The organism is Citrobacter sp. Cs237, assembly GCF_030332325.1.
Classification (GTDB): Bacteria; Pseudomonadota; Gammaproteobacteria; order Enterobacterales; family Enterobacteriaceae; genus Citrobacter_A; species Citrobacter_A sedlakii.
The window spans coordinates 267,381-286,739 of the sequence record NZ_JAOWIB010000109.1 but is presented as its reverse complement, the minus strand read 5'-3'; the positions used below and the strand labels follow the sequence as shown (position 1 = coordinate 286,739).

Genomic DNA, 19,359 nt, shown 5'->3' with positions numbered 1-19,359 from the left:
TTGACCTGAAGTCCCAGGAGTTTCCCTTGAACGATCCGCAATCGTGGGTTAAGCCGCTGACCCGTTTACCTTTACCGCTTAAGCCGCTGGTTCAAACCCAGAAAAAACATTACGGTGAGGTACTGCACCCGACGCGCTGGTGGGGGCGGATGCCGTTTCTGTTCTGGCTGGTGGCGCTGTTTGTCGGTTTTCTGGAGCGCAAACGGGCGCGGCTGACGCCGGACATGCGCGCGCTGTTGATGACCCGTGTTTCTCAGATATGTCACTGCGCATTTTGCGTTGATGCGAACAGCCTGAGGTTGGCGGAACGCTGTGGCGCGATGGATAAAGTGCTGGCGGTGGCAAACTGGCAGACGTCCGCGCTGTTTAGCGAGGAGGAGCGCGTGGCGCTGGCCTACGCTGAAGCCGTCACCGCGACGCCGCCGAAGGTTGATGACGCGCTAAAGGCGCAAATGACGGCGCATTTTACAGACGAGGTGATTAGCGAAATGACCGCGCTGCTGGCGTTTCAGAATCTTTCGGCGCGCTTTAACGCCGCGCTGGATATCCCCTCACAGGGCTTGTGTGACAGCCTGAAAGGAGCGCCGCGTGCTTGACCGTCATCTGCATCCGCGCTGCAAACCGTTTTTGCACCGTTGCGCCGGGCTGCTCGACAAACCAGGGGTATCAGCGGACGGCGTAACGCTGTTTGGCTTTGCCATCGGCGTACTGGCGCTGCCGTTTCTCGCGCTGGGATGGTATTTTGCGGCGCTGGTCGCCATCGTGCTGAACAGACTGCTGGATGGGCTGGACGGCGCGCTGGCCCGGCGCAGGGGACTGACCGACGCGGGGGGATTTCTCGATATTTCGCTCGATTTTCTGTTTTACGCGCTGGTGCCGTTTGGTTTTATCCTCGCACAGCCGGAGCAAAACGCGCTGGCGGGCGGCTGGCTGCTGTTTGCATTTATTGGCACCGGCAGCAGTTTTCTTGCCTTTGCCGCCCTCGCGGCGAAACACAATATCGATAATCCCGGTTACGCGCATAAATCGTTTTATTATCTGGGCGGGCTAACGGAAGGGACGGAAACCCTGTCGCTTTTTGTGCTGTGCTGTCTGTTTCCGGCCTGTTTTGCGCCGTTGGCGTGGATCTTTGGCTCGCTCTGCTGGTTGACCACGTTCACCAGAATCTGGAGTGGATACCAGACCCTGAAAGCGATTCAGCGTCAGAAATAAGGTTGCGCCGGATGGGCCATGCGCGCATCCGGCCATTTGCGGTTACAGGCTGCTTTGAGGACCCCGTTCGCCACGGGCAACCGGGTTTTTCGGATCGCTGCTCCATTCATACCAGCCGCCATCGTACACCGACACGTTCTGCCACCCCATCGCCCGGGCGTACATAAACGTTTCCGAAGCGCGCCAGCCGGTGCCGCAATAAAAAGCGATCTGTTGATCCGGCAGAATGTTCCACTGCTTCCACATTGCGGCAATGTCGTCTGCGCTGCGCATGGTGCCGTCCGGGTTATGGAAATCCTCCATATGCGTGGCGTCGCTGCCCGCATGACCCCAGCGCGCGCCGGCAATTTCGCCTTTTGGCTTAATGTAGCTATACCCGCTGGTGGCGCCAATAAATTCCGGCCAGGAGCGAATGCTGACCAGCGAGGCGTCCTGCCTGTGCAGCAGTCCGCGCGCCTGCTGCGTGTCGATCATCAGCTGTGGCTGCGCCGGAATAGTCACGCCGAAATCCGGCGCGGGTTTGACTTTCGCTGGCATCCCGCGTTCCACCGGTAGCCCGGCGTCAGACCAGCTCTGCCAGCCGCCGTCGAGCAGGCGAATGTCCTTCACCCCGGCGTAGAGCAGAATTTGCGCCACGCGGGCGGCGGCATAGACATCGCGCCCGTAGAGAATCACCGTCGTGTCGTGACGAAGACCGTGTCTGGCCAGCATCGCCTTAAGATCGGCATCGGAGACTTTATTCCACAGTGGCTCGCTTTCCACTTCGTTGGTATCGATATAGTCCGCGCCCGGAATATGGCTGATAAGATAACGCTTCGGCGCGCCCCAGGCGGCTTCGATCACTTTCCAGTCACCGGCAGGTTTAGCGGCGACCGCGTTGCCTTGTTGCAGTTCGTGCAGCCACTGCGGGTACACCAGTTGTTCAAAATGCGCCAGCCGCTGGAGGCGAGCGGGATCCTGAAGCGCGTCGGTGAGCGTAGAAACCGGGTTAAGACCGGCTTTTTCCAGTCGGTTTTTCACCGCCTGAATCGCCGTTTCACTGCCATAGAGCGCGACCGGGGTGTTGGCGCTAAGGTGATGTTGTTGGATCCACGCTTCGATCTGTTCATCGCTCATGGCGTCGAGCCAGCTGGCGGAGAGATTCAGTGCCGATGGTTCATGGCCGGAAGGGCCGTTGGCGCTCTGCGGCCAGCCGTTATAAAAAGCGCTGGGGCGGGTGTCAATGGCGATGCCATTTTTCTGCATGAGCTGGTGGAAAGTGAGCGCCTGCGTCATATCAGCAGCCCAGGAGGAAGCGCAAGCCAGCCCTAAAGCCATTGCCAGCGCGGTCAGTTGAGAAACACGTTTCATCGAATTGCCCGACGTTGAGATAAGAGGGCGACATTTTCTGCTTCCTGGAGGCGAAAAACTTTGCGTTAACACAGGATGCGCGCATATTTATACGGCGCTGGTCAGCCGCAAAATCTGTCCGCCGGCCGGCACATCTTCCGGGTCGTGGGTGACCTGAACCACGGGAATCTTCAGGCGGCGGACCTCTTCAAAGACCCATTGGCGAAAATCAGCGCGCCGGTCGGCGTCAAGACGCGCGAACGGTTCATCTAACAGTAGCGCCCGTGGCTGTGCCAGCAGGGCGCGGAGCAGCGCCACCCGGCCACGCTGGCCACCGGAGAGCGTCGCTGGATCGCGTGACGCGAATCCCGCCATTCCCGCGCGTTCCAGCGCATGTTGTACCGCCTGTTCGCGCGCCGCGCCTTTCACGGCAGCCGGGAGCGCCAGCAGCAGGTTCTGTCCTACAGTGAAGTGATCGAACAGCAAGGCATCCTGAAATAATATACCCACCTGCCGCGCGGCGGTGGGCAGCTGATCCAGTCGCCGATCGTCCAGCCACAGTTCGCCAGAAGCCGTCAGCGGCAGTGACAGCGCACCAACCAGCCAGGCCAACAGCGAGGATTTTCCGCAGCCGGAAGGGCCCATTAACGTGACAATGTCACCTTTAGCCGCCTCAAACGTTAATGGGCCGAACAACGGGGTCTGTTTCAGGTACAGAGAAAGATGACGAACAGTTAGCATTATCGCATTCCTTGACGGGCACGACCGACCCAGGTTGAGATGCCGGCAGTCAGCATAAACACCAGCAACGGTAACAACAGTTGCCACAGCGCCTGCGCCGCCAGGATGCCGGTGCTGCCGCCGCTACTGAGGGCAACGGCTTCTGTCGTCAGGGTCGGAAAGCGCCCTGCGCCCAGCCACAGCGTCGGCATATATTGCGCAATGCTCACAGAAAAACCGACCGCCAGCGCAATCAGCGCCGGGCGCAGCATCAGCGGGCATTTCAGGTAGCAGAAAATTTTTACTGGCGACCAGCCCAGCGTTTGCGCCACCAGAATCAATCGCGGGTCGATGCGCCGCCAGGTCGGTTGCAGTACGAAAAGCATCCATGGCGCAACCCACAGCAGGTGGCCCCAGATGAGGGTAGAAAACTGTCCGTCCTGCCCGGTGCGCAATGCGACAGCATACTGACCGACCACCAACGGTAGCGCGGGCAGCAGGATCGGTAACCAGACCCAACGATGCCTGTGCCGTGGCCCCCATTCCAGCCAGAGCAGTAACATAACCAGCGCCAGTACGCTGGCGAGCGCGCCTATTTGCAGGCTGTTGATCAACGCGTCGACGTCGGGCGTGGCATCTCGCGCGAGCACAGCCAATAAAAGCGCGCACACGAGTCCCGTCAGCGGCAGTGCGCGCGACAGCGCCTTTCCGCTCAGGGCCGGAACGTGAGGCTGACGCAGACCGTTGACGGAGGGCAATGTTCGCCGCCAGATACGCCAGATCAGATACCCAACCAGCGCAAAGAGGGCGAGTAACATGACCAGCAGCAGGCTGGCCAATGCCCCTTTACTCTGTTGGTCGCTGTCGCCCTGGCTTAGCCATTGCCAGCTTAGTACGGCCAGCGTGGGCGGGTTACCAGGGCCGAGAATCATCGCGACGTCTACTGCCGAAAGCGTCCACGCGACCACTGCCAGCATCACCACGCCCAGTGCCGGGGCCATTGAGGGAAGGATCAACCAACGCATCGCCTGGTAACGGTTGTAGCCCAGTGAGTCGAGGATAATGACCTGACCGCTGAGACGTGTTTCGCTCAGCAGGACCGTCAAAATCCACAGTACAAAAGCGCTCTCTTTCACTGCAAGCGTGACCCCCAGTCCAATGCCATAGCTGTCCATCGGCGGCGTGAACGCCGGCAGTGCGCGCCAGAGTAAACCGCCTTCGGCAAACAGCAGGAGCGTTGCGCTGGCAAAGGCGACGTGAGGGATGGCCAGCAGCCACGGCAGTCGACCGGCCAGGCGGCGCCATCGGTCGCCGGGCCAGAGCGACACGACGATCGCCAGCGCGATGAACAGCGCGCCGACGGCGGCGACGATCGTGGAAACCACGGTGGCCAGCAGCGCTTGCGGTAACTGCGGATCGGCAAACAGCGCCTGCCAGTGCGCGAATGACAGGGCCGGGGAGATCAGCAGTACGCTGGCGGGCACTAATGGCGCGTAGACAACCAGCATGCACAGCCAGGCCAGCAGCGTTAGCGCGTACCGTAACGGCGCAGCCATTCCTGCTCCAGGGCGTTGATCCAGGCGGCGTGAGGTTCAGGTAACACGGCAGGCAGGCCGCCCGGCGAGCGCGCAGCCAGCGCTTCTCGTTCGGCAACAGGCAGCGTTTGCGGGTCCAGTACCGAAGGATCGCCCCAGACTGCCGGGTCAGCTTTGCGCAGTTGCGCCTGCGGCGAGAGCAGGAAGTTTGCCACCACCTTCGCACCTGCTTCGGCACGGGCGTTGGCGGGAATCGTCACAAAATGAACGTTGCCAATCATGCCATCAGAAAAGCCAAAGCTGTAGCTGCTGTCCGGCAGTTCGCCATTGGCGACTTTTTGCTGCGCGTGGGCAGGGTTAAAGGTCAGCGACAGGCGCAGCGTACCGCTGTTCAGCAACGCATCCATGCGCGCCGGCGAAGCGGGAAAGTCTTTCCCCTGACGCCACAGATACGGGTGCAACGCGTCGAGATAGCGCCACAATGGCGCGGTTACCTCCGCAAAACGGGCGGAATCGGGCGCAACGGTTAGCGCTGTCGGCGTGCGGGTCAGCGAGATGAGTAACTGTTCGAGAAATGCCGTACCGGTGAAGTCCGGCGGACGCGGATAGCTTACGGTACCCGGGTGGGCTTTGGCGAACGCCAGTAGCGCCTGCGGACTTTGCGGCGGCTGCGGCGTGACGTTTCGATCCGCAATAAAGGTGAGCTGTGCGCCGCCCCAGGGCGATTCCGCACCGTCGGTAGGCACGGAGAAATCTTCCCGCACCGGCTTTTGCGTATCGACATAACGCCAGTTTGGCAGCGTCTCCGCCCACTGAGTTTGCAGCAGTCCCGCTTCTTTCAGCGTGCGGAAATTTTCGCCGTTTACCCACAAGAGATCTACCGAACCGCCGTCTTTCCGTCCGGCGACGGCTTCGGTCTGAATACGTTTTACCGCGTCCGCAGCGTCGGCCAGACGGACGATTTTCAGGTCAATAGCGTAATGGGTTTTCATTTCACCGCTGACCCAGTCCAGATACCGGTTGATCGCCGGATCGCCTCCCCAGGCGTTAAACCAGACTGTCTGGCCTTTGGCTTCTTCTTTAACCTGCTGCCAGCTGTCAGCGGCATGAACCTGAGCGCTTAACAGCAGGCCTGCAATAATGCATCCCCAACGCATAGTTACTCCTGAAAAAAACGTGTTGCCAGCCAGCGCGAGGCCAACGGTAAAAGCCCGAGCAGCGCAAACGCGGCCAGCATAGCGGGTGAGATAATGTCACGCATGGATGTCAGATGACCCAGTTGCCTGCCGGCATTGAGATACACCAACGTGGCGGGCAGCATTCCCAGTTGGCTGACCCACCAGTAGCGGCGCACGCTAATGGATGTGACTCCCGCCAGCAGATTCACCACCACGAACGGGAACAGCGGCATCAGGCGCAGCGCAAAGAGATAGCCGACGCCGTTGCGCGCGATCCCGCGATTCACCGGCATCATCTGGCGGGAAAAACGGTGCGATACCCAGTCACGCAGCAGATAACGGCTGGTGAGCATAGCGAGCGTGGCGCCCAGCGTCGAGGCAAAGGAGACCAACAGCGTCCCTTGCCACAGACCAAACAACGCGCCGCCGAGCAGGGTTAACAGCGCCGCGCCGGGTACAGACAGGGCTGCTACGGCGGTATAGAGCAGGAAATAGAGCGTCGCGCAAAGCAACGGCCACTGGCGCTGCCAGTCCACCAGCAGAGCGTGGTTGCGCCTGAGCGTATCAAGCGTGAGAAAGCCGGGGGGCGTGAGCCACATCAACCCGGCTATGAAAAGGACAAGGATACCCGCTAACAGGTATTTTCGGCTGTTCACCGGTCTCTATTAAACGTGAAACTTCGCCCACACCGGCGCGTGATCGGAGGGTTTTTCCATACTGCGGATATCGTAGTCGATGCCGGTTTCGACGCAACGTTCCGCCAGCGGCTGGCTTGCCAGTAGCAGGTCGATGCGCAGGCCGCGGTTGTCATCAAAGCCTTTTGAACGGTAATCAAACCACGAGAACCGATCCACCGTTTCCGGGTGCGCGTGGCGGAAGGTGTCCACCAGTCCCCAGTTCAGCAAACGTCCCATCCATTCACGCTCTTCCGGCAGGAACGAACATTTTCCGGTGCGCAGCCAGCGCTTACGGTTTTCTTCGCCGATACCGATGTCCAGATCGGTCGGGCTGATGTTCATGTCGCCCATGATCAATACCGGATTATCGCGCTTCAGTTCAGTGTCGAGATACTGCTGCAGGTTTTGATAGAACCGTTCTTTCGCCGGAAATTTGACGGGGTGGTCGCGGCTTTCACCCTGCGGAAAATAACCGTTAATCACCGTCACGTTGCCCAGAGGCGAGGGGAGTTCCGTCATGATAATGCGGCGCTGCGCTTCTTCACCGTCGCCAGGGAATCCGCGACGGACGGCGACAGGCGTCTCTTTTGTCAGTAGCGCCACGCCGTAATGGCCTTTCTGACCATGATAAAACACGTTGTAGCCGAGTTTCGCCACGTCCTCAAGCGGAAACATGTCATCGTGAACTTTTGTCTCCTGAAGGCCGATGACGTCAGGTTGGTGTTTTTCGACAATGGCTTCCAGTTGATGAGGTCTGGCGCGCAGGCCGTTGATATTAAAAGAGACAAATTTCATAGTCGCTGCCACTTTGCTGGGTGAATAGTGCAAGGATGGTAGCAGAATTTACGTTGGCTGACTGCCACTTGTCGCCAGATTCCTGCAATGAATGCGAATGGTGTTAACGATGGTGCAACATTTGCCCGCTTCCAGGGCGCATTGCGCCAGAATGGCGCAGCAATTTCCGGTAAATTTCGCAGACGATCACATTTCCAGAATTATATTTGGCATGTGCATAATATTGCGGATTTTCATCCATTTATTCACCTTTCCAGCAAACATATTCACTTTTTATGCAGTAAAAGTGAATATCGACAGGCTATAACCCATTGATTTTGTGTTTCTCCATCCCATTTATGCATTTTTTCTCTGGCTGGCATGAAGCCTGCAATCTACATTTACAGCGCAAACACACTATTTATTAACATATAAATAACTTTTTATTTACCGTTGAGGTTGCTATGTCTCAGTCATTTACGCGTGAAAATTTTGATGAATGGATGATGCCCGTTTATGCCCCGGCGCCTTTTATTCCGGTACGTGGCGAAGGTTCACGCTTGTGGGATCAGCAGGGTAAAGAGTATATCGATTTCGCCGGGGGGATTGCGGTCAATGCCCTTGGTCATGCGCACCCGGAACTGCGAGAAGCGCTAAATGAACAAGCTGGCAAATTCTGGCACACCGGGAATGGTTACACTAACGAACCGGCGCTGCGGCTGGCGAAAAAACTCATCGACGCCACCTTTGCCGATCGCGTTTTCTTTTGTAACTCCGGGGCGGAAGCTAATGAAGCGGCGCTGAAGCTGGCGCGAAAATACGCCCACGATCGCTACGGCAGCGAGAAGAGCGGCATTGTGGCGTTCAAAAATGCTTTTCATGGCCGCACGTTGTTTACCGTCAGTGCTGGCGGGCAACCGGCCTATTCTCAGGACTTTGCGCCGCTGCCGCCGGATATCCGCCACGCGGTATATAACGACATTAACTCCGCCAGCACCCTGATCGACGATACCACCTGCGCGGTGATCGTTGAGCCGATGCAGGGCGAAGGCGGGGTGTTACCCGCCACGCCTGCGTTCCTGCAGGGCTTGCGCGAGCTGTGCGATCGTCACAACGCGCTGTTGATTTTTGACGAAGTCCAGACCGGCGTCGGTCGCACCGGTGAGCTGTACGCCTATATGCATTACGGCGTTACGCCCGATCTGCTGACCACGGCGAAAGCGCTCGGCGGCGGATTCCCCATCGGCGCGCTGCTGGCACGTGAGGCCTGCGCCAGCGTGATGACCGTCGGTACGCACGGAACCACTTACGGCGGCAATCCGCTGGCGACCGCAGTCGCCGGGAAATTGCTGGACATTGTGAATACCCCGGCGATGCTGAACGGCGTCAAACAGCGCCACGACGGGTTTGTTGAGCGCCTGAACGCCATTAACCAGCATACCGGCCTGTTTAGCGAAATTCGCGGTCTGGGTCTGCTGATTGGCTGCGTGCTGAACGCCGGGTATGCCGGTCAAGCCAAACAGATAGCGCTGGAAGCGGCGAAAGCGGGCGTGATGGTGCTGATTGCCGGGGCTAACGTGGTGCGTTTCGCCCCTGCGCTGAACGTCACCGAAGAAGAAATGACCACTGGGCTGGATCGCTTCGCGCAGGCCTGCGCACAGATCAAGGCTGGAGGTTCCTCATGAGAGTAATCCGTCCTGCTGAACAGGGTGATGTCGCTGCGCTGATGCAGCTTGCCGGTAAAACCGGCGGCGGCCTGACGTCGTTACCGGCGAATGAAGCGACGCTGGCAGCGCGCATCGATCGCTCAATTAAGACCTGGCGGGGAGAACTGCCGAAAAGTGAACAAGGGTTCGTGTTTGTACTGGAAGACAGCGAAACCGGGGAGGTGGGCGGGATTTGCGCCATCGAGGTGGCGGTCGGGCTGAATGATCCGTGGTACAACTACCGTGTAGGGACGCTGGTGCATGCCTCGAAAGAGCTGAACGTCTATAACGCGCTGCCGACGCTGTTTCTCAGTAACGACCACACCGGCAGCAGCGAGTTGTGTACGCTATTTCTCGATCCGGACTGGCGTAAAGAAGGCAACGGTTATCTGCTGTCAAAATCGCGCTTTATGTTTATGGCGGCGTTTCGCGACAGGTTTAATGAAAAGGTGGTTGCGGAAATGCGCGGCGTCATTGATGAGAACGGCTACTCTCCGTTCTGGGAAAGCCTGGGCAAGCGCTTTTTCTCAATGGAATTTAGCCGCGCGGATTTCCTGTGCGGTACCGGGCAAAAAGCGTTTATCGCGGAACTTATGCCCAAACATCCTATTTATACCCATTTTCTCAGCCATGAGGCGCAGGCGGTGATAGGTCAGGTCCATCCGCAGACGGCGCCTGCCCGCGCGGTGCTGGAAAAAGAGGGATTTCGCTACCGTAACTACATCGATATTTTCGATGGCGGGCCGACACTCGAGTGTGACATCGACCGGGTACGCGCCATTCGTAAAAGTCGGCTGGTGGAGGTTGTCGAAGGACAGCCTGCCCCTGGGGATTATCCGGCCTGCCTGGTGGCTAATGAGAATTACCAGAACTTCCGCGTCATGCTGGTGCGCGCGGACCCGGATACGCAGCGGTTGGTGCTCACGGCAGCACAACTGGATGCCCTGAAATGTCAGGCGGGGGAAAGCGTGCGCTTTGTCCGTCTTTGCGCTGAGGAGAAAACGGTATGACGTTATGGATTAATGGTGACTGGCTGAGCGGTCAGGGGGAGCGTCGGGTAAAACGCGATCCGGTGAAGGGGGACGTGCTTTGGGAAGGTCACGACGCGGATGCCGATCAGGTGTTGCAGGCCGTTCGCGCTGCCCGCGCGGCGTTTCCGGCATGGGCAAAACGTCCTTTTAGCGAGCGTCAGGCGATTGTAGAGGCGTTTGGCGGGCTGCTGGAAAACAATAAAACGCAGCTCACCGCGATTATCGCCCGCGAAACGGGTAAGCCGCGGTGGGAAGCGGCCACGGAAGTGACGGCGATGATCAATAAAATCGCCATTTCGATCAACGCGTACCACGCTCGTACCGGAGAGCAGCAGAGTGCGTTGCCGGACGGCGCAGCGACGCTGCGCCATCGTCCGCATGGCGTGCTGGCGGTGTTTGGCCCCTACAATTTCCCCGGGCATCTGCCGAATGGCCATATCGTCCCGGCGCTGCTGGCTGGCAATACGGTGCTTTTTAAACCCAGTGAACTCACGCCGTGGACCGGTGAAGCCGTAATCAAACTCTGGCAGCAGGCCGGATTGCCCCCCGGCGTCGTGAATCTGCTTCAGGGCGGTCGCGAAACGGGACAAGCGCTGAGCGCGCAGGACGATCTGGATGGTCTGCTGTTTACCGGTAGCGCGAATACGGGTTATCAACTGCACCGCCAGCTTGCCGGACAGCCGGAAAAAATTCTCGCGCTGGAAATGGGGGGAAATAATCCGTTGATCGTCGAAAACCCGGCAGATATCGACGCCGCCGTGCACCTGACTTTACAGTCGGCGTTTATCACTGCCGGACAGCGCTGCACCTGCGCGCGCCGTTTACTGGTCAAAAAAGGGGCGCAGGGCGATGCCTTTCTTGCGCGGCTGGTCGAGGTGAGTCAGCGGTTACAGCCGGGGCGCTGGGACGCTGAGCCGCAGCCTTTTTTCGGTGGGCTGATTTCAGCGCAGGCGGCGAAGCACGTCTACACGGCCTGGCAGCGTCTGGCGGCGCTTGGCGGTAAGACGTTGCTGACGCCGCGTCTGATTGAGGAAGGCACGTCGCTGCTGTCGCCAGGGATAGTGGAATTGACCGATGTGGCAAATGTGCCCGACGACGAAGTGTTTGGCCCAATGTTGGGCGTCTGGCGTTATGACCGTTTTGAGGACGCGATAGCGCTGGCGAACCAGACACGCTTTGGCCTGTCATGCGGACTTATCTCGCCCGATCGTGCACAGTTTGACCAGTTGCTTCTGGAAGCGCGCGCGGGGATCGTCAACTGGAATAAACCACTGACCGGAGCCGCGAGCACCGCGCCGTTTGGCGGTGTGGGGGCATCCGGTAACCATCGCGCCAGCGCGTGGTACGCCGCGGATTACTGCGCCTGGCCGATGGCGAGCCTCGAATCACCGACATTGACGCTGCCGGGTGTCCTGAGTCCCGGGCTTGATTTCTCTCGTGAGGAAGGATTATGAACGCGCGCGAGGTTAATTTTGACGGGCTGGTGGGGCTGACGCACCATTATGCCGGGTTGTCGTTTGGTAACGTGGCGTCCACGCAGCACCGCTTTCAGGTATCGAATCCGCGTCTGGCCGCAAAGCAAGGATTGCAGAAAATGAAAGCGCTGGCCGATGTCGGGTACCCGCAGGCAGTGATCCCGCCGCATGAACGGCCATTTATTCCGGCGCTGCGCCAGCTCGGGTTTAGCGGTAGCGATGAGCAGATCCTCGCAAAGGTGGCCCGGCACGCGCCGCAGTGGCTTTCCAGCGTCAGTTCAGCGTCGCCGATGTGGGTCGCCAATGCGGCCACGGTCGCACCGTCTGCTGATACTCTGGATGGTAAAGTTCATCTGACGGTGGCAAACCTCAACAATAAGTTTCACCGATCGCTGGAGGCTCCGACGACCGAAGCGCTGCTGCGAGCCATTTTTCACGACGATCGTTATTTTTCGCTTCATTCGGCGCTGCCGCAGGTGGCGATGCTTGGCGATGAAGGCGCGGCGAATCACAGTCGTCTGGGGGCTAACTATGGCGATCCTGGCATCCAGCTGTTTGTGTACGGGCGTGAAGAGGGCAATCAGACCCGGCCTTCTCATTATCCGGCGCGCCAGACCCGTGAGGCCAGCGAGGCGGTCGCGCGGCTGAATCAGGTTAATCCGCGGCAGTGCATTTTTGCCCAGCAGCATCCTGATGTGATTGATCTCGGCGTTTTCCATAACGACGTTATTGCGGTGTCGAATCGGCAAGTGCTGTTTTGCCATGAGCAGGCTTTCGCCAGCCAGGATCAGGTACTGGACCAACTGCGCGCCCAGGTGCCGGGTTTTACGCCTGTCGTGGTGCCTGCGTCAGAAGTATCTGTTTCCGATGCGGTTGCCACCTATTTGTTTAACAGCCAACTGCTGAGCCGTGAAGATGGCTCGATGATGCTGGTGCTGCCGCAGGAGTGTCGTGAACATGCGGGGGTATGGCGTTATCTGACAAACCTGCTGGAAGGCGACAACCCGATTCGCGATATGCGTGTGTTTGACCTGCGTGAAAGTATGTCCAACGGCGGCGGTCCTGCGTGTCTGCGCCTGCGGGTCGTGTTGACCGATGAGGAGTTGCGGGCGGTGAATCCGGCGGTGATGATGAACGACACCCTGTTTTCCGCCCTCAACGACTGGGTGGATCGTTACTATCGCGATCGGCTGACCGCCGCAGACCTGGCGGACCCGCAGTTGCTGCGGGAAGGTCGCGAAGCGCTGGACACCCTGACGCAGTTGCTGAAACTTGGTTCTGTCTATCCGTTTCAGCAGGCAGGAGAGCGACATGGATGATTTCCTTGCTGTTACCCTGGCAGGCGTGATACCGGAGGTCTCTGAAGGGAAAGGCCCGGGCTTTCACTGGCGTCAGACGGCGCCGGGCATCCTTGAACTGATCCCGGAAGAGGCGACCGATCGGGCGTTAGTGATTTCGGCCGGTATTCACGGTAATGAAACGGCGCCGGTGGAAATGCTTAACGCGCTGCTGACGAGATTAATGGCGGGTGAGATCCCTCTGCGCTGGCGGCTGTTGCTGATTCTGGGCAACCCGCAGGCGCTGGCAGAGGGCAAGCGCTACTGTCACAGTGATATGAACCGGATGTTCGGCGGGCGCTGGCAGCAGTTTGAAGAAAGTGGTGAAACGCTACGCGCGCGGCAACTGGAACGATGCCTGGAGGATTTCTGGTGTCGGGAAGCAACCCCGACCCGCTGGCATCTCGATCTTCATACCGCCATCCGTGGTTCTCATCATCTGCGGTTTGGCGTGTTGCCGCAGCGTCCGATTCCGTGGGATGACGGTTTTCTCGACTGGCTCGGCGCCGCCGGGCTTGAGGCGCTGGTCTTTCATCAAACACCAGGCGGTACGTTTACGCATTTTAGCGCAGCGCATTTCGGCGCGCTTTCCTGCACGCTGGAGCTGGGAAAGGCATTACCGTTCGGGCAAAACGATCTACGCCAGTTTGCGCCTACCGCAGACGCGTTGTCCGCTCTGCTGGCCGGGAAGGGAGAAAAGCGCAGCGGCGCGCAGCCGGTTCGCTATCGTGTAGTATCACAAATTACGCGACGCAGCGAAGCATTTGTGCTGCATATTGACCGTCAGACGCTGAACTTTACACCGTTTCAAAAAGGCACACTGTTAGCCGAAGACGGCGCCGAGCGCGTTATTGTACACCACGAAGTTGAGTACGTTCTTTTTCCCAACCCTGCCGTCGCACCCGGTTTACGCGCCGGACTGATGCTGGAAAAAATCAACTGACCTATTTACCGCAGGCTCTCTTTGCCTGCGGTTCTTATTATATCGTGCGTCTGTGAAATATTACGGATTATTCCTGGCAAATTGCTTTATTATTCATCATTGCTGAGTTATAGTTCTTCATATTTCCTGCAAAATCATCCGCTTGTCATTTTTCCTTGCCATTCTTCGCCATAATTTCTTTTTTTCTCCACAATTGGCGAAAAATTGTTTTTTATACTTTCATTGTTTTACCGATACTCTGACTAATTGACGATAAAGCCGCTAAAGTTAATCTCGTCAACACGGCACGGCTCTGGTTGGTAAGAGTTAAGAAAGCCGTAAAAAATAACTGAAAGGAAGGATAAAGAATATGCGTAAATTAACTGCACTGTTTGTTGCTTCTACCCTGGCTCTGGGCGCTGCTAACCTGGCTCACGCAGCCGAAACCACCGCCGCCGCGCCAGCGGATGCAAAACCCATGATGCACCATAAAGGCAAATTTGGTCCGCATCATGACATGATGTTCAAAGACCTGAATCTGACCGATGCGCAAAAGCAGCAGATTCGCGACATCATGAAAGAGAAACGCGCTGACATGAAACGCCCGTCTTTAGATGAGCGCCGCGCAATGCACGCGATCATTGCCAGCGACAGCTTCGATAAAGCCAAAGCTGAAGCGCAGATCGCAAAAATGGAAGAGCAGCGTAAAGCCAACATGCTGGCGCATATGGAAACACAGAATAAGATCTACAACATTCTGACCCCGGAACAGAAAAAGCAGTTTAATGCCAATTTTGAGAAGCGTCTGACAGAACGTCCGGCGCGAGACGGTAAAATGCCCGTACCTGCTGAGTAATCGCTGAGCAAACGGATCCGAAAACCGCCGGTCTTGTTCATCCTCTCCCATGAGGCGATGGACAGGCCCGGCGGTTTTTTTTACCGCAGTAGGCCATTCCACCCTGACGCCAGTTACCTGCTGTTCATTAAAGCATCCGGGCTGAGGTCGATGATCTCGCAGGTACCGGAAATCAAGGGCTTGCAGAGGATTTTGTAGCCATCATGATCAAAGCCTGCCGGCGTTTGTACCAGCGTCGACACGTTATCCAGAGAGTCAACCGCGCCCAGCCAAAGCCAGTTATTAATAATGTGGTACTGCGTCATCCCCGGTCGGCTCTCTTTGAGCGCAATAGCGTTTTTCCACGGCCAGCAAACAACACGCAGTTTTTCCAACGAATCCAGCAGGCGGGTCGCATGCTGGTCAGGGCTTTCTTTGCCGCAACAGGCCCCCGCGCAGCGCTTTAGCGCTGAGCGAAAACAGGCGCGACCGCGACTCAGCGGCTCAAGACCGAGTAGCCCATAACACAGCTTTTGTTCATCAGCGAGGGTCTGTAAGGCCTGCAACGCGGCGCGACGATTGGCAAAAAGACCAAACAGGTTGGCCGCGTGAGAAAAGTCGACGTCGCGTGCATAAACGACGTCAACGTTTTGCCCGCGAAGCTGGAGGGCGCAGAGTTGGCGGTTGCGCCGGAGTCGTTTGTTAAACAACGGCTGCTGTTCTTTAATAAGCCGGGCTTCCAGCAGCAGCGCGCCGATTTCTCCTGCGGTGCAGATCCAGGTAATGCGTCGGGACTGACGCAGCATGGCGGCTTCATCGGCGGTGCGCAGATGTGACAGTACCCGGCTGCGAATATTCACGCTTTTGCCTATGTACAGAGGCATGGCGTCGCTGTCGCCATGGAACAGATACACGCCGGGTACGCTGGGCAACGCATCAAGGAAAGGGCGCAGATGTTCGGGGTATTTGTAAATTGCTGCTGCTTCAAATTCTGGACGAGGGGCTGATTGACGCCGTACCACGGTTAACTCCGGATGCTGGTTATTCATCCAGTATAGCAGCGCAGCGGAGAGTAAAAAAGAGGCGATTTTGTGGAGGCTGGCCGGACAGCGCGCGTGGCGTCATGATCCGGCCAGGTAAAATCACTGTTTCCAGAAATCGTCAAACACCGTGATGGGCGGACGGCGTTTATGTTCCGTCTTCAGGTACCAGCCTTCGATGATATTGGCAACGGCGGGATCGACGGCTTTCCCTTCCAGATAGTCATCAATATTGTCGTAGCTGACGCCGAGCGCGGTTTCATCCGGCAAAGAAGGGCGATCGTCTTCCAGGTCGGCGGTCGGGGCTTTCTTGTAAAGATGTTCCGGGCAGCCTAACGCGGCCAGCAACTGTTTGCCCTGACGTTTGTTCAGGCGGAACAGGGGATTAATGTCGGTGCCGCCGTCGCCATATTTCGTAAAGAAGCCAGTAATAGCTTCCGCCGCATGGTCGGTACCTACCACGACTCCGCTGGTCATTCCGGCGATACTGTACTGTGCCTTCATACGTTCGCGGGCTTTTTCGTTACCGCGCACAAAATCGCTCAGTTCAATCCCCGCGTCGCGCAACGCCTGTTCACTCGCCAGCACCGCGCCCTTAATGTTGACCGTCAACACACGATCCGGCTGGATAAAAGCAAGCGCGTCCTGGCAGTCCTGCTCGTCGAACTGCACCCCGAAAGGCAGGCGGACTGCAATAAATTGCAGCGCGTCATTACCTGTTTCTTCGCGCAGTTCGCTGATCGCCATCTGACAGAGTTTTCCTGCCAGCGTGGAGTCTTGCCCGCCGCTGATTCCCAGCACCAGGCTTTTCAGGAAGGAATAGCGTTGCAGATACGCTTTCAGAAAATCCACGCTGCGGCGAATTTCTTCTTCTGGATTAATGTGCGGCTTTGCGCCCAGCGCCTGGATGATCTCTTGTTGCAGAGACATGTAACCCCTCCCCAATATGAAATAAAAAAAGCAGTCTGTAATAAAGCTAACCCTTTGTCGCGCAAACGACAAGTCGGGGCGGGCCGTGTGGCGTTTAAAACGACATCCTGGTGACTTATTAGAATCATCCGAAACCAACTTCGTGTGGAGTGGTCGCTTGAAAAAAGTGGAGATGTATTCCAGGCTTACTTAACACGCTGAAAAACAAGAGGACGGAAAATGAACAAGAACGTAGCAGGAATTCTGAGCGCAGCGGCGGTATTGACTATGCTGGCAGGCTGTACGGCTTACGATCGTACAAAAGACCAATTCGTTCAGCCGGTAGTAAAAGACGTGAAAAAAGGCATGAGCCGTTCACAGGTTGAACAGATTGCCGGTAAACCTTCTTCTGAAGTCAGCATGATCCATGCTCGCGGTACCTGCCAGACCTACATTCTGGGTCAACGTGATGGTAAAGCTGAAACCTATTTCGTCGCCCTTGACGATACCGGGCATGTCATTAACTCTGGCTATCAAACCTGCGCCGAGTATGACACCGACCCCCAGGCTCCGAAGCAGTAATGACTGTCTAAAGCCTGAACAGCACGAAGAACCGGCCATTGCGCCGGTTTTTTTATAGCGGCATGATCTTAATTATTGGAGCGAATTATTTGCCTGAAATGTGAAGGGGGTCATAACGTCAGGTCAATGAGAGACAATTTAGTTGGTCAAGGAAATACCATCCGCGGGTCCGATACCGTATACTCATTTCAGACACAGAAATAAGTCTTTCGATTACGCAAGTTGTCCAGTGCATGGATGCAGGTTTGAGACTTGCGGCGTGTCTGGTTAACAGATAATCGCACTTGAGGAACGTTTTATGGAAAAGAAACACATTTATCTGTTTTGCTCTGCGGGCATGTCTACCTCTTTACTGGTGTCGAAAATGCGCGCACAGGCTGAGAAATACGAAGTACCGGTTATTATCGAAGCATTCCCGGAAACCCTTGCCGGAGAAAAAGGCCCGGCGGCAGATGTCGTATTATTAGGACCGCAAATTGCTTATATGTTGCCCGAAATTCAGCGTTTGTTACCTGACAAACCTGTAGAAGTGATTGACTCGCTGCTGTATGGCAAAGTCGATGGTTTAGGCGTGCTTAAGGCTGCGGTTGCAGCAATTAAAAAAGCCGCTGCGAATTAATATTTTAATTTTTTCCCGTCAAAGAGTTATTTCATTTACATATACCGCAATGTCACATTGCGGTTTTTAAGGGTATTTTTCTATGAGTAACGTCATTGCTTCACTTGAAAAGGTACTCCTTCCTTTTGCTGTAAAAATAGGAAAGCAGCCACACGTTAATGCAATCAAAAATGGTTTTATTCGTTTAATGCCGTTGACCCTCGCTGGGGCCATGTTTGTATTAATTAATAACGTTTTCCTGAGCTTTGGGGAGGGGTCGTTTTTTTATTCCCTCGGCATTCGGCTGGATGCGTCTACCATTGAGAATCTCAATAGTCTGAAAGGCATCGGTGGGAACGTCTACAACGGTACGTTAGGCATTATGTCCCTGATGGCGCCGTTCTTTATCGGTATGGCGCTGGCAGAAGAACGTAAAGTCGACGCCCTGGCAGCCGGCTTATTATCTGTCGCGGCATTTATGACCGTTACGCCCTATAGCGTCGGTGAAGCCTATGCGGTGGGCGCAAACTGGCTGGGCGGCGCGAATATCATTTCCGGTATTATTATCGGTTTGGTGGTTGCGGAAATGTTCACATTCATTGTCCGCCGTAACTGGGTGATCAAATTACCCGATAGCGTACCAGCATCTGTCTCCCGCTCATTCTCCGCGTTAATTCCAGGTTTTATTATCCTCTCTATCATGGGGATCATCGCCTGGGCGCTGACCACCTGGGGAACGAACTTCCACCAGATCATTATGGATACCATTTCTACGCCGCTGGCGTCGCTGGGCAGCGTGGTGGGTTGGGCTTATGTTATCTTCGTTCCGCTGCTGTGGTTCTTCGGTATTCACGGCTCCCTGGCGTTGACCGCGCTGGACAGCGGCATTATGACCCCGTGGGCGCTAGAGAACATCGCTATTTACCAGCAGTACGGTTCCGTTGACGCCGCGCTGGCCGCCGGTAAGACCTTCCACATCTGGGCAAAACCGATGCTGGACTCCTATATTTTCCTCGGCGGCAGTGGCGCAACGCTTGGCCTGATCATCGCTATCTTCATCGCGTCTCGTCGCGCCGATTATCGTCAGGTCGCCAAACTCGCGCTGCCGTCAGGCATCTTCCAGATTAACGAACCGATTCTGTTTGGTCTGCCGATTATCATGAACCCGGTGATGTTTATCCCGTTCATTCTGGTACAACCGATTCTTGCCGCGATTACGCTGGTGGCGTACTACCTGGGCATTATCCCGCCGATTACCAACATCGCGCCGTGGACCATGCCCACCGGCCTGGGCGCCTTCTTTAACACCAACGGCAGCGTCGCTGCGCTGCTGGTGGCCTTGTTCAACCTGGGTGTGGCGACGTTGATTTACCTGCCGTTTGTTGTGGTGGCTAACAAAGCGCAGAACGTCATTGATGAAGAAGAAAGCGAAGAAGACATCGCCAACGCCCTGAAATTCTAAATTTTAACCGGCATGTGGTTACGCATGCCGGGTCGTC

General features: G+C 56.7%; 20 protein-coding genes. 11 read left to right on the top strand and 9 right to left on the bottom strand.

Translation table 11 applies throughout. The features are described 5' to 3' along the window. Positions 1-26 precede the first annotated feature (26 nt). Together OGY07_RS21505 and OGY07_RS21500 are read left to right on the top strand one after the other, a co-directional pair. Positions 27-596, top strand: a complete 570-nt coding sequence (locus tag OGY07_RS21505) for a carboxymuconolactone decarboxylase family protein (RefSeq protein ID WP_042287541.1) — start codon at positions 27-29, stop codon at positions 594-596. Beyond that, the gene (locus OGY07_RS21500; protein ID WP_286603066.1) at positions 589-1,212 is read left to right on the top strand and encodes a CDP-alcohol phosphatidyltransferase family protein; all 624 of its coding nucleotides are present in this window, start codon (positions 589-591) and stop codon (positions 1,210-1,212) included. The genes OGY07_RS21505 and OGY07_RS21500 overlap by 8 nt, the downstream gene beginning before the upstream one ends. 42 nt (positions 1,213-1,254) lie before the next feature. On the opposite strand, the gene OGY07_RS21495 is transcribed toward OGY07_RS21500, so the two are convergent. The 7 genes from OGY07_RS21495 to OGY07_RS21465 all read right to left on the bottom strand — a co-directional run bounded on the left by OGY07_RS21495 (position 1,255) and on the right by OGY07_RS21465 (position 7,687). Then, on the bottom strand, positions 1,255-2,562 hold the full coding sequence (locus OGY07_RS21495; RefSeq protein ID WP_286603065.1) for a rhodanese-like domain-containing protein: 1,308 nt from the start codon (positions 2,560-2,562) through the stop codon (positions 1,255-1,257). Between the two features lie 87 nt (positions 2,563-2,649). After that, entirely contained in the window at positions 2,650-3,282 is a 633-nt protein-coding gene (locus OGY07_RS21490; protein ID WP_286603064.1) for an ATP-binding cassette domain-containing protein, read from the bottom strand. Then, positions 3,282-4,817: an ABC transporter permease family protein gene (locus tag OGY07_RS21485; protein ID WP_286603063.1), complete on the bottom strand. Its 1,536-nt coding sequence runs from the start codon at positions 4,815-4,817 to the stop codon at positions 3,282-3,284. The genes OGY07_RS21490 and OGY07_RS21485 overlap by 1 nt, the downstream gene beginning before the upstream one ends. Continuing rightward, complete coding sequence (locus tag OGY07_RS21480) at positions 4,790-5,953, bottom strand: ABC transporter substrate-binding protein (RefSeq protein ID WP_286603061.1); 1,164 nt, start codon at positions 5,951-5,953, stop codon at positions 4,790-4,792. Before OGY07_RS21480 ends, OGY07_RS21485 begins: the two co-directional genes overlap by 28 nt. Positions 5,954-5,955: 2 nt before the next feature. Further along, positions 5,956-6,630: a TVP38/TMEM64 family protein gene (locus tag OGY07_RS21475; protein ID WP_042287524.1), complete on the bottom strand. Its 675-nt coding sequence runs from the start codon at positions 6,628-6,630 to the stop codon at positions 5,956-5,958. A gap of 9 nt (positions 6,631-6,639) precedes the next feature. Next, a complete protein-coding gene (gene xthA, locus OGY07_RS21470) occupies positions 6,640-7,446 on the bottom strand; it encodes an exodeoxyribonuclease III (protein WP_286603057.1) in 807 nt (268 codons plus the stop codon). A 103-nt stretch (positions 7,447-7,549) separates the two neighbouring features. Next, positions 7,550-7,687, bottom strand: a complete 138-nt coding sequence (locus OGY07_RS21465) for a hypothetical protein (protein WP_286603055.1) — start codon at positions 7,685-7,687, stop codon at positions 7,550-7,552. A 202-nt stretch (positions 7,688-7,889) separates the two neighbouring features. On the opposite strand from OGY07_RS21465, the gene astC reads away from it, so the two are divergent. The 6 genes from astC to spy all read left to right on the top strand — a co-directional run bounded on the left by astC (position 7,890) and on the right by spy (position 14,752). Next, complete coding sequence (astC, locus tag OGY07_RS21460; RefSeq protein ID WP_286603053.1) at positions 7,890-9,110, top strand: succinylornithine/acetylornithine transaminase; 1,221 nt, start codon at positions 7,890-7,892, stop codon at positions 9,108-9,110. Next, positions 9,107-10,141 (top strand): arginine N-succinyltransferase, encoded by a 1,035-nt coding sequence (gene astA / locus OGY07_RS21455; RefSeq protein ID WP_042287518.1) that lies wholly within the window; start codon positions 9,107-9,109, stop codon positions 10,139-10,141. The genes astC and astA overlap by 4 nt, the downstream gene beginning before the upstream one ends. Then, entirely contained in the window at positions 10,138-11,616 is a 1,479-nt protein-coding gene (gene astD, locus OGY07_RS21450) for a succinylglutamate-semialdehyde dehydrogenase (RefSeq protein ID WP_286603051.1), read from the top strand. Before astA ends, astD begins: the two co-directional genes overlap by 4 nt. Then, the gene (gene astB / locus OGY07_RS21445) at positions 11,613-12,956 is read left to right on the top strand and encodes an N-succinylarginine dihydrolase (protein WP_286603049.1); all 1,344 of its coding nucleotides are present in this window, start codon (positions 11,613-11,615) and stop codon (positions 12,954-12,956) included. The genes astD and astB overlap by 4 nt, the downstream gene beginning before the upstream one ends. Beyond that, positions 12,949-13,917, top strand: coding sequence for a succinylglutamate desuccinylase (astE, locus tag OGY07_RS21440; protein ID WP_286603047.1), 969 nt, complete (start codon positions 12,949-12,951; stop codon positions 13,915-13,917). The genes astB and astE overlap by 8 nt, the downstream gene beginning before the upstream one ends. A 349-nt stretch (positions 13,918-14,266) precedes the next feature. After that, a complete protein-coding gene (gene spy / locus OGY07_RS21435) occupies positions 14,267-14,752 on the top strand; it encodes an ATP-independent periplasmic protein-refolding chaperone Spy (protein WP_042287508.1) in 486 nt (161 codons plus the stop codon). A gap of 113 nt (positions 14,753-14,865) precedes the next feature. On the opposite strand, the gene cho is transcribed toward spy, so the two are convergent. Both cho and nadE read right to left on the bottom strand, forming a co-directional pair. Beyond that, positions 14,866-15,753 (bottom strand): excinuclease Cho, encoded by an 888-nt coding sequence (gene cho / locus OGY07_RS21430; RefSeq protein ID WP_181821429.1) that lies wholly within the window; start codon positions 15,751-15,753, stop codon positions 14,866-14,868. A gap of 120 nt (positions 15,754-15,873) precedes the next feature. Next, on the bottom strand, positions 15,874-16,701 hold the full coding sequence (gene nadE / locus OGY07_RS21425) for an NAD(+) synthase (RefSeq protein WP_042287506.1): 828 nt from the start codon (positions 16,699-16,701) through the stop codon (positions 15,874-15,876). Positions 16,702-16,920: 219 nt separating this feature from the next. On the opposite strand from nadE, the gene osmE reads away from it, so the two are divergent. From osmE to chbC, 3 genes are all read left to right on the top strand, one after another. Then, positions 16,921-17,262 carry an osmotically-inducible lipoprotein OsmE gene (gene osmE, locus OGY07_RS21420; RefSeq protein ID WP_042287504.1) on the top strand — a complete coding sequence of 114 codons (342 nt, stop codon included), beginning with the start codon at positions 16,921-16,923 and terminating at the stop codon, positions 17,260-17,262. Between the two features lie 298 nt (positions 17,263-17,560). Next, a complete protein-coding gene (chbB, locus tag OGY07_RS21415; protein WP_042287501.1) occupies positions 17,561-17,881 on the top strand; it encodes a PTS N,N'-diacetylchitobiose transporter subunit IIB in 321 nt (106 codons plus the stop codon). An 82-nt stretch (positions 17,882-17,963) separates the two neighbouring features. Further along, entirely contained in the window at positions 17,964-19,322 is a 1,359-nt protein-coding gene (gene chbC / locus OGY07_RS21410; protein WP_042287498.1) for a PTS N,N'-diacetylchitobiose transporter subunit IIC, read from the top strand. The last annotated feature ends 37 nt before the right edge of the window (positions 19,323-19,359 follow it).

Bases quoted from the DNA above. Each gene is read 5' to 3' on its own strand.
- OGY07_RS21495 (WP_286603065.1), bottom strand. From the start codon at position 2,562: ATGAAACGTGTTTCTCAACTGACCGCGCTGGCAATGGCTTTAGGGCTG.
- OGY07_RS21490 (WP_286603064.1), bottom strand. From the start codon at position 3,282: ATGCTAACTGTTCGTCATCTTTCTCTGTACCTGAAACAGACCCCGTTG.
- OGY07_RS21485 (WP_286603063.1), bottom strand. From the start codon at position 4,817: ATGGCTGCGCCGTTACGGTACGCGCTAACGCTGCTGGCCTGGCTGTGC.
- OGY07_RS21480 (WP_286603061.1), bottom strand. From the start codon at position 5,953: ATGCGTTGGGGATGCATTATTGCAGGCCTGCTGTTAAGCGCTCAGGTT.
- xthA (WP_286603057.1), bottom strand. From the start codon at position 7,446: ATGAAATTTGTCTCTTTTAATATCAACGGCCTGCGCGCCAGACCTCAT.
- OGY07_RS21465 (WP_286603055.1), bottom strand. From the start codon at position 7,687: ATGGATGAAAATCCGCAATATTATGCACATGCCAAATATAATTCTGGA.
- astC (WP_286603053.1), top strand. From the start codon at position 7,890: ATGTCTCAGTCATTTACGCGTGAAAATTTTGATGAATGGATGATGCCC.
- astA (WP_042287518.1), top strand. From the start codon at position 9,107: ATGAGAGTAATCCGTCCTGCTGAACAGGGTGATGTCGCTGCGCTGATG.
- astD (WP_286603051.1), top strand. From the start codon at position 10,138: ATGACGTTATGGATTAATGGTGACTGGCTGAGCGGTCAGGGGGAGCGT.
- astB (WP_286603049.1), top strand. From the start codon at position 11,613: ATGAACGCGCGCGAGGTTAATTTTGACGGGCTGGTGGGGCTGACGCAC.
- astE (WP_286603047.1), top strand. From the start codon at position 12,949: ATGGATGATTTCCTTGCTGTTACCCTGGCAGGCGTGATACCGGAGGTC.
- spy (WP_042287508.1), top strand. From the start codon at position 14,267: ATGCGTAAATTAACTGCACTGTTTGTTGCTTCTACCCTGGCTCTGGGC.
- nadE (WP_042287506.1), bottom strand. From the start codon at position 16,701: ATGTCTCTGCAACAAGAGATCATCCAGGCGCTGGGCGCAAAGCCGCAC.
- osmE (WP_042287504.1), top strand. From the start codon at position 16,921: ATGAACAAGAACGTAGCAGGAATTCTGAGCGCAGCGGCGGTATTGACT.
- chbB (WP_042287501.1), top strand. From the start codon at position 17,561: ATGGAAAAGAAACACATTTATCTGTTTTGCTCTGCGGGCATGTCTACC.
- chbC (WP_042287498.1), top strand. From the start codon at position 17,964: ATGAGTAACGTCATTGCTTCACTTGAAAAGGTACTCCTTCCTTTTGCT.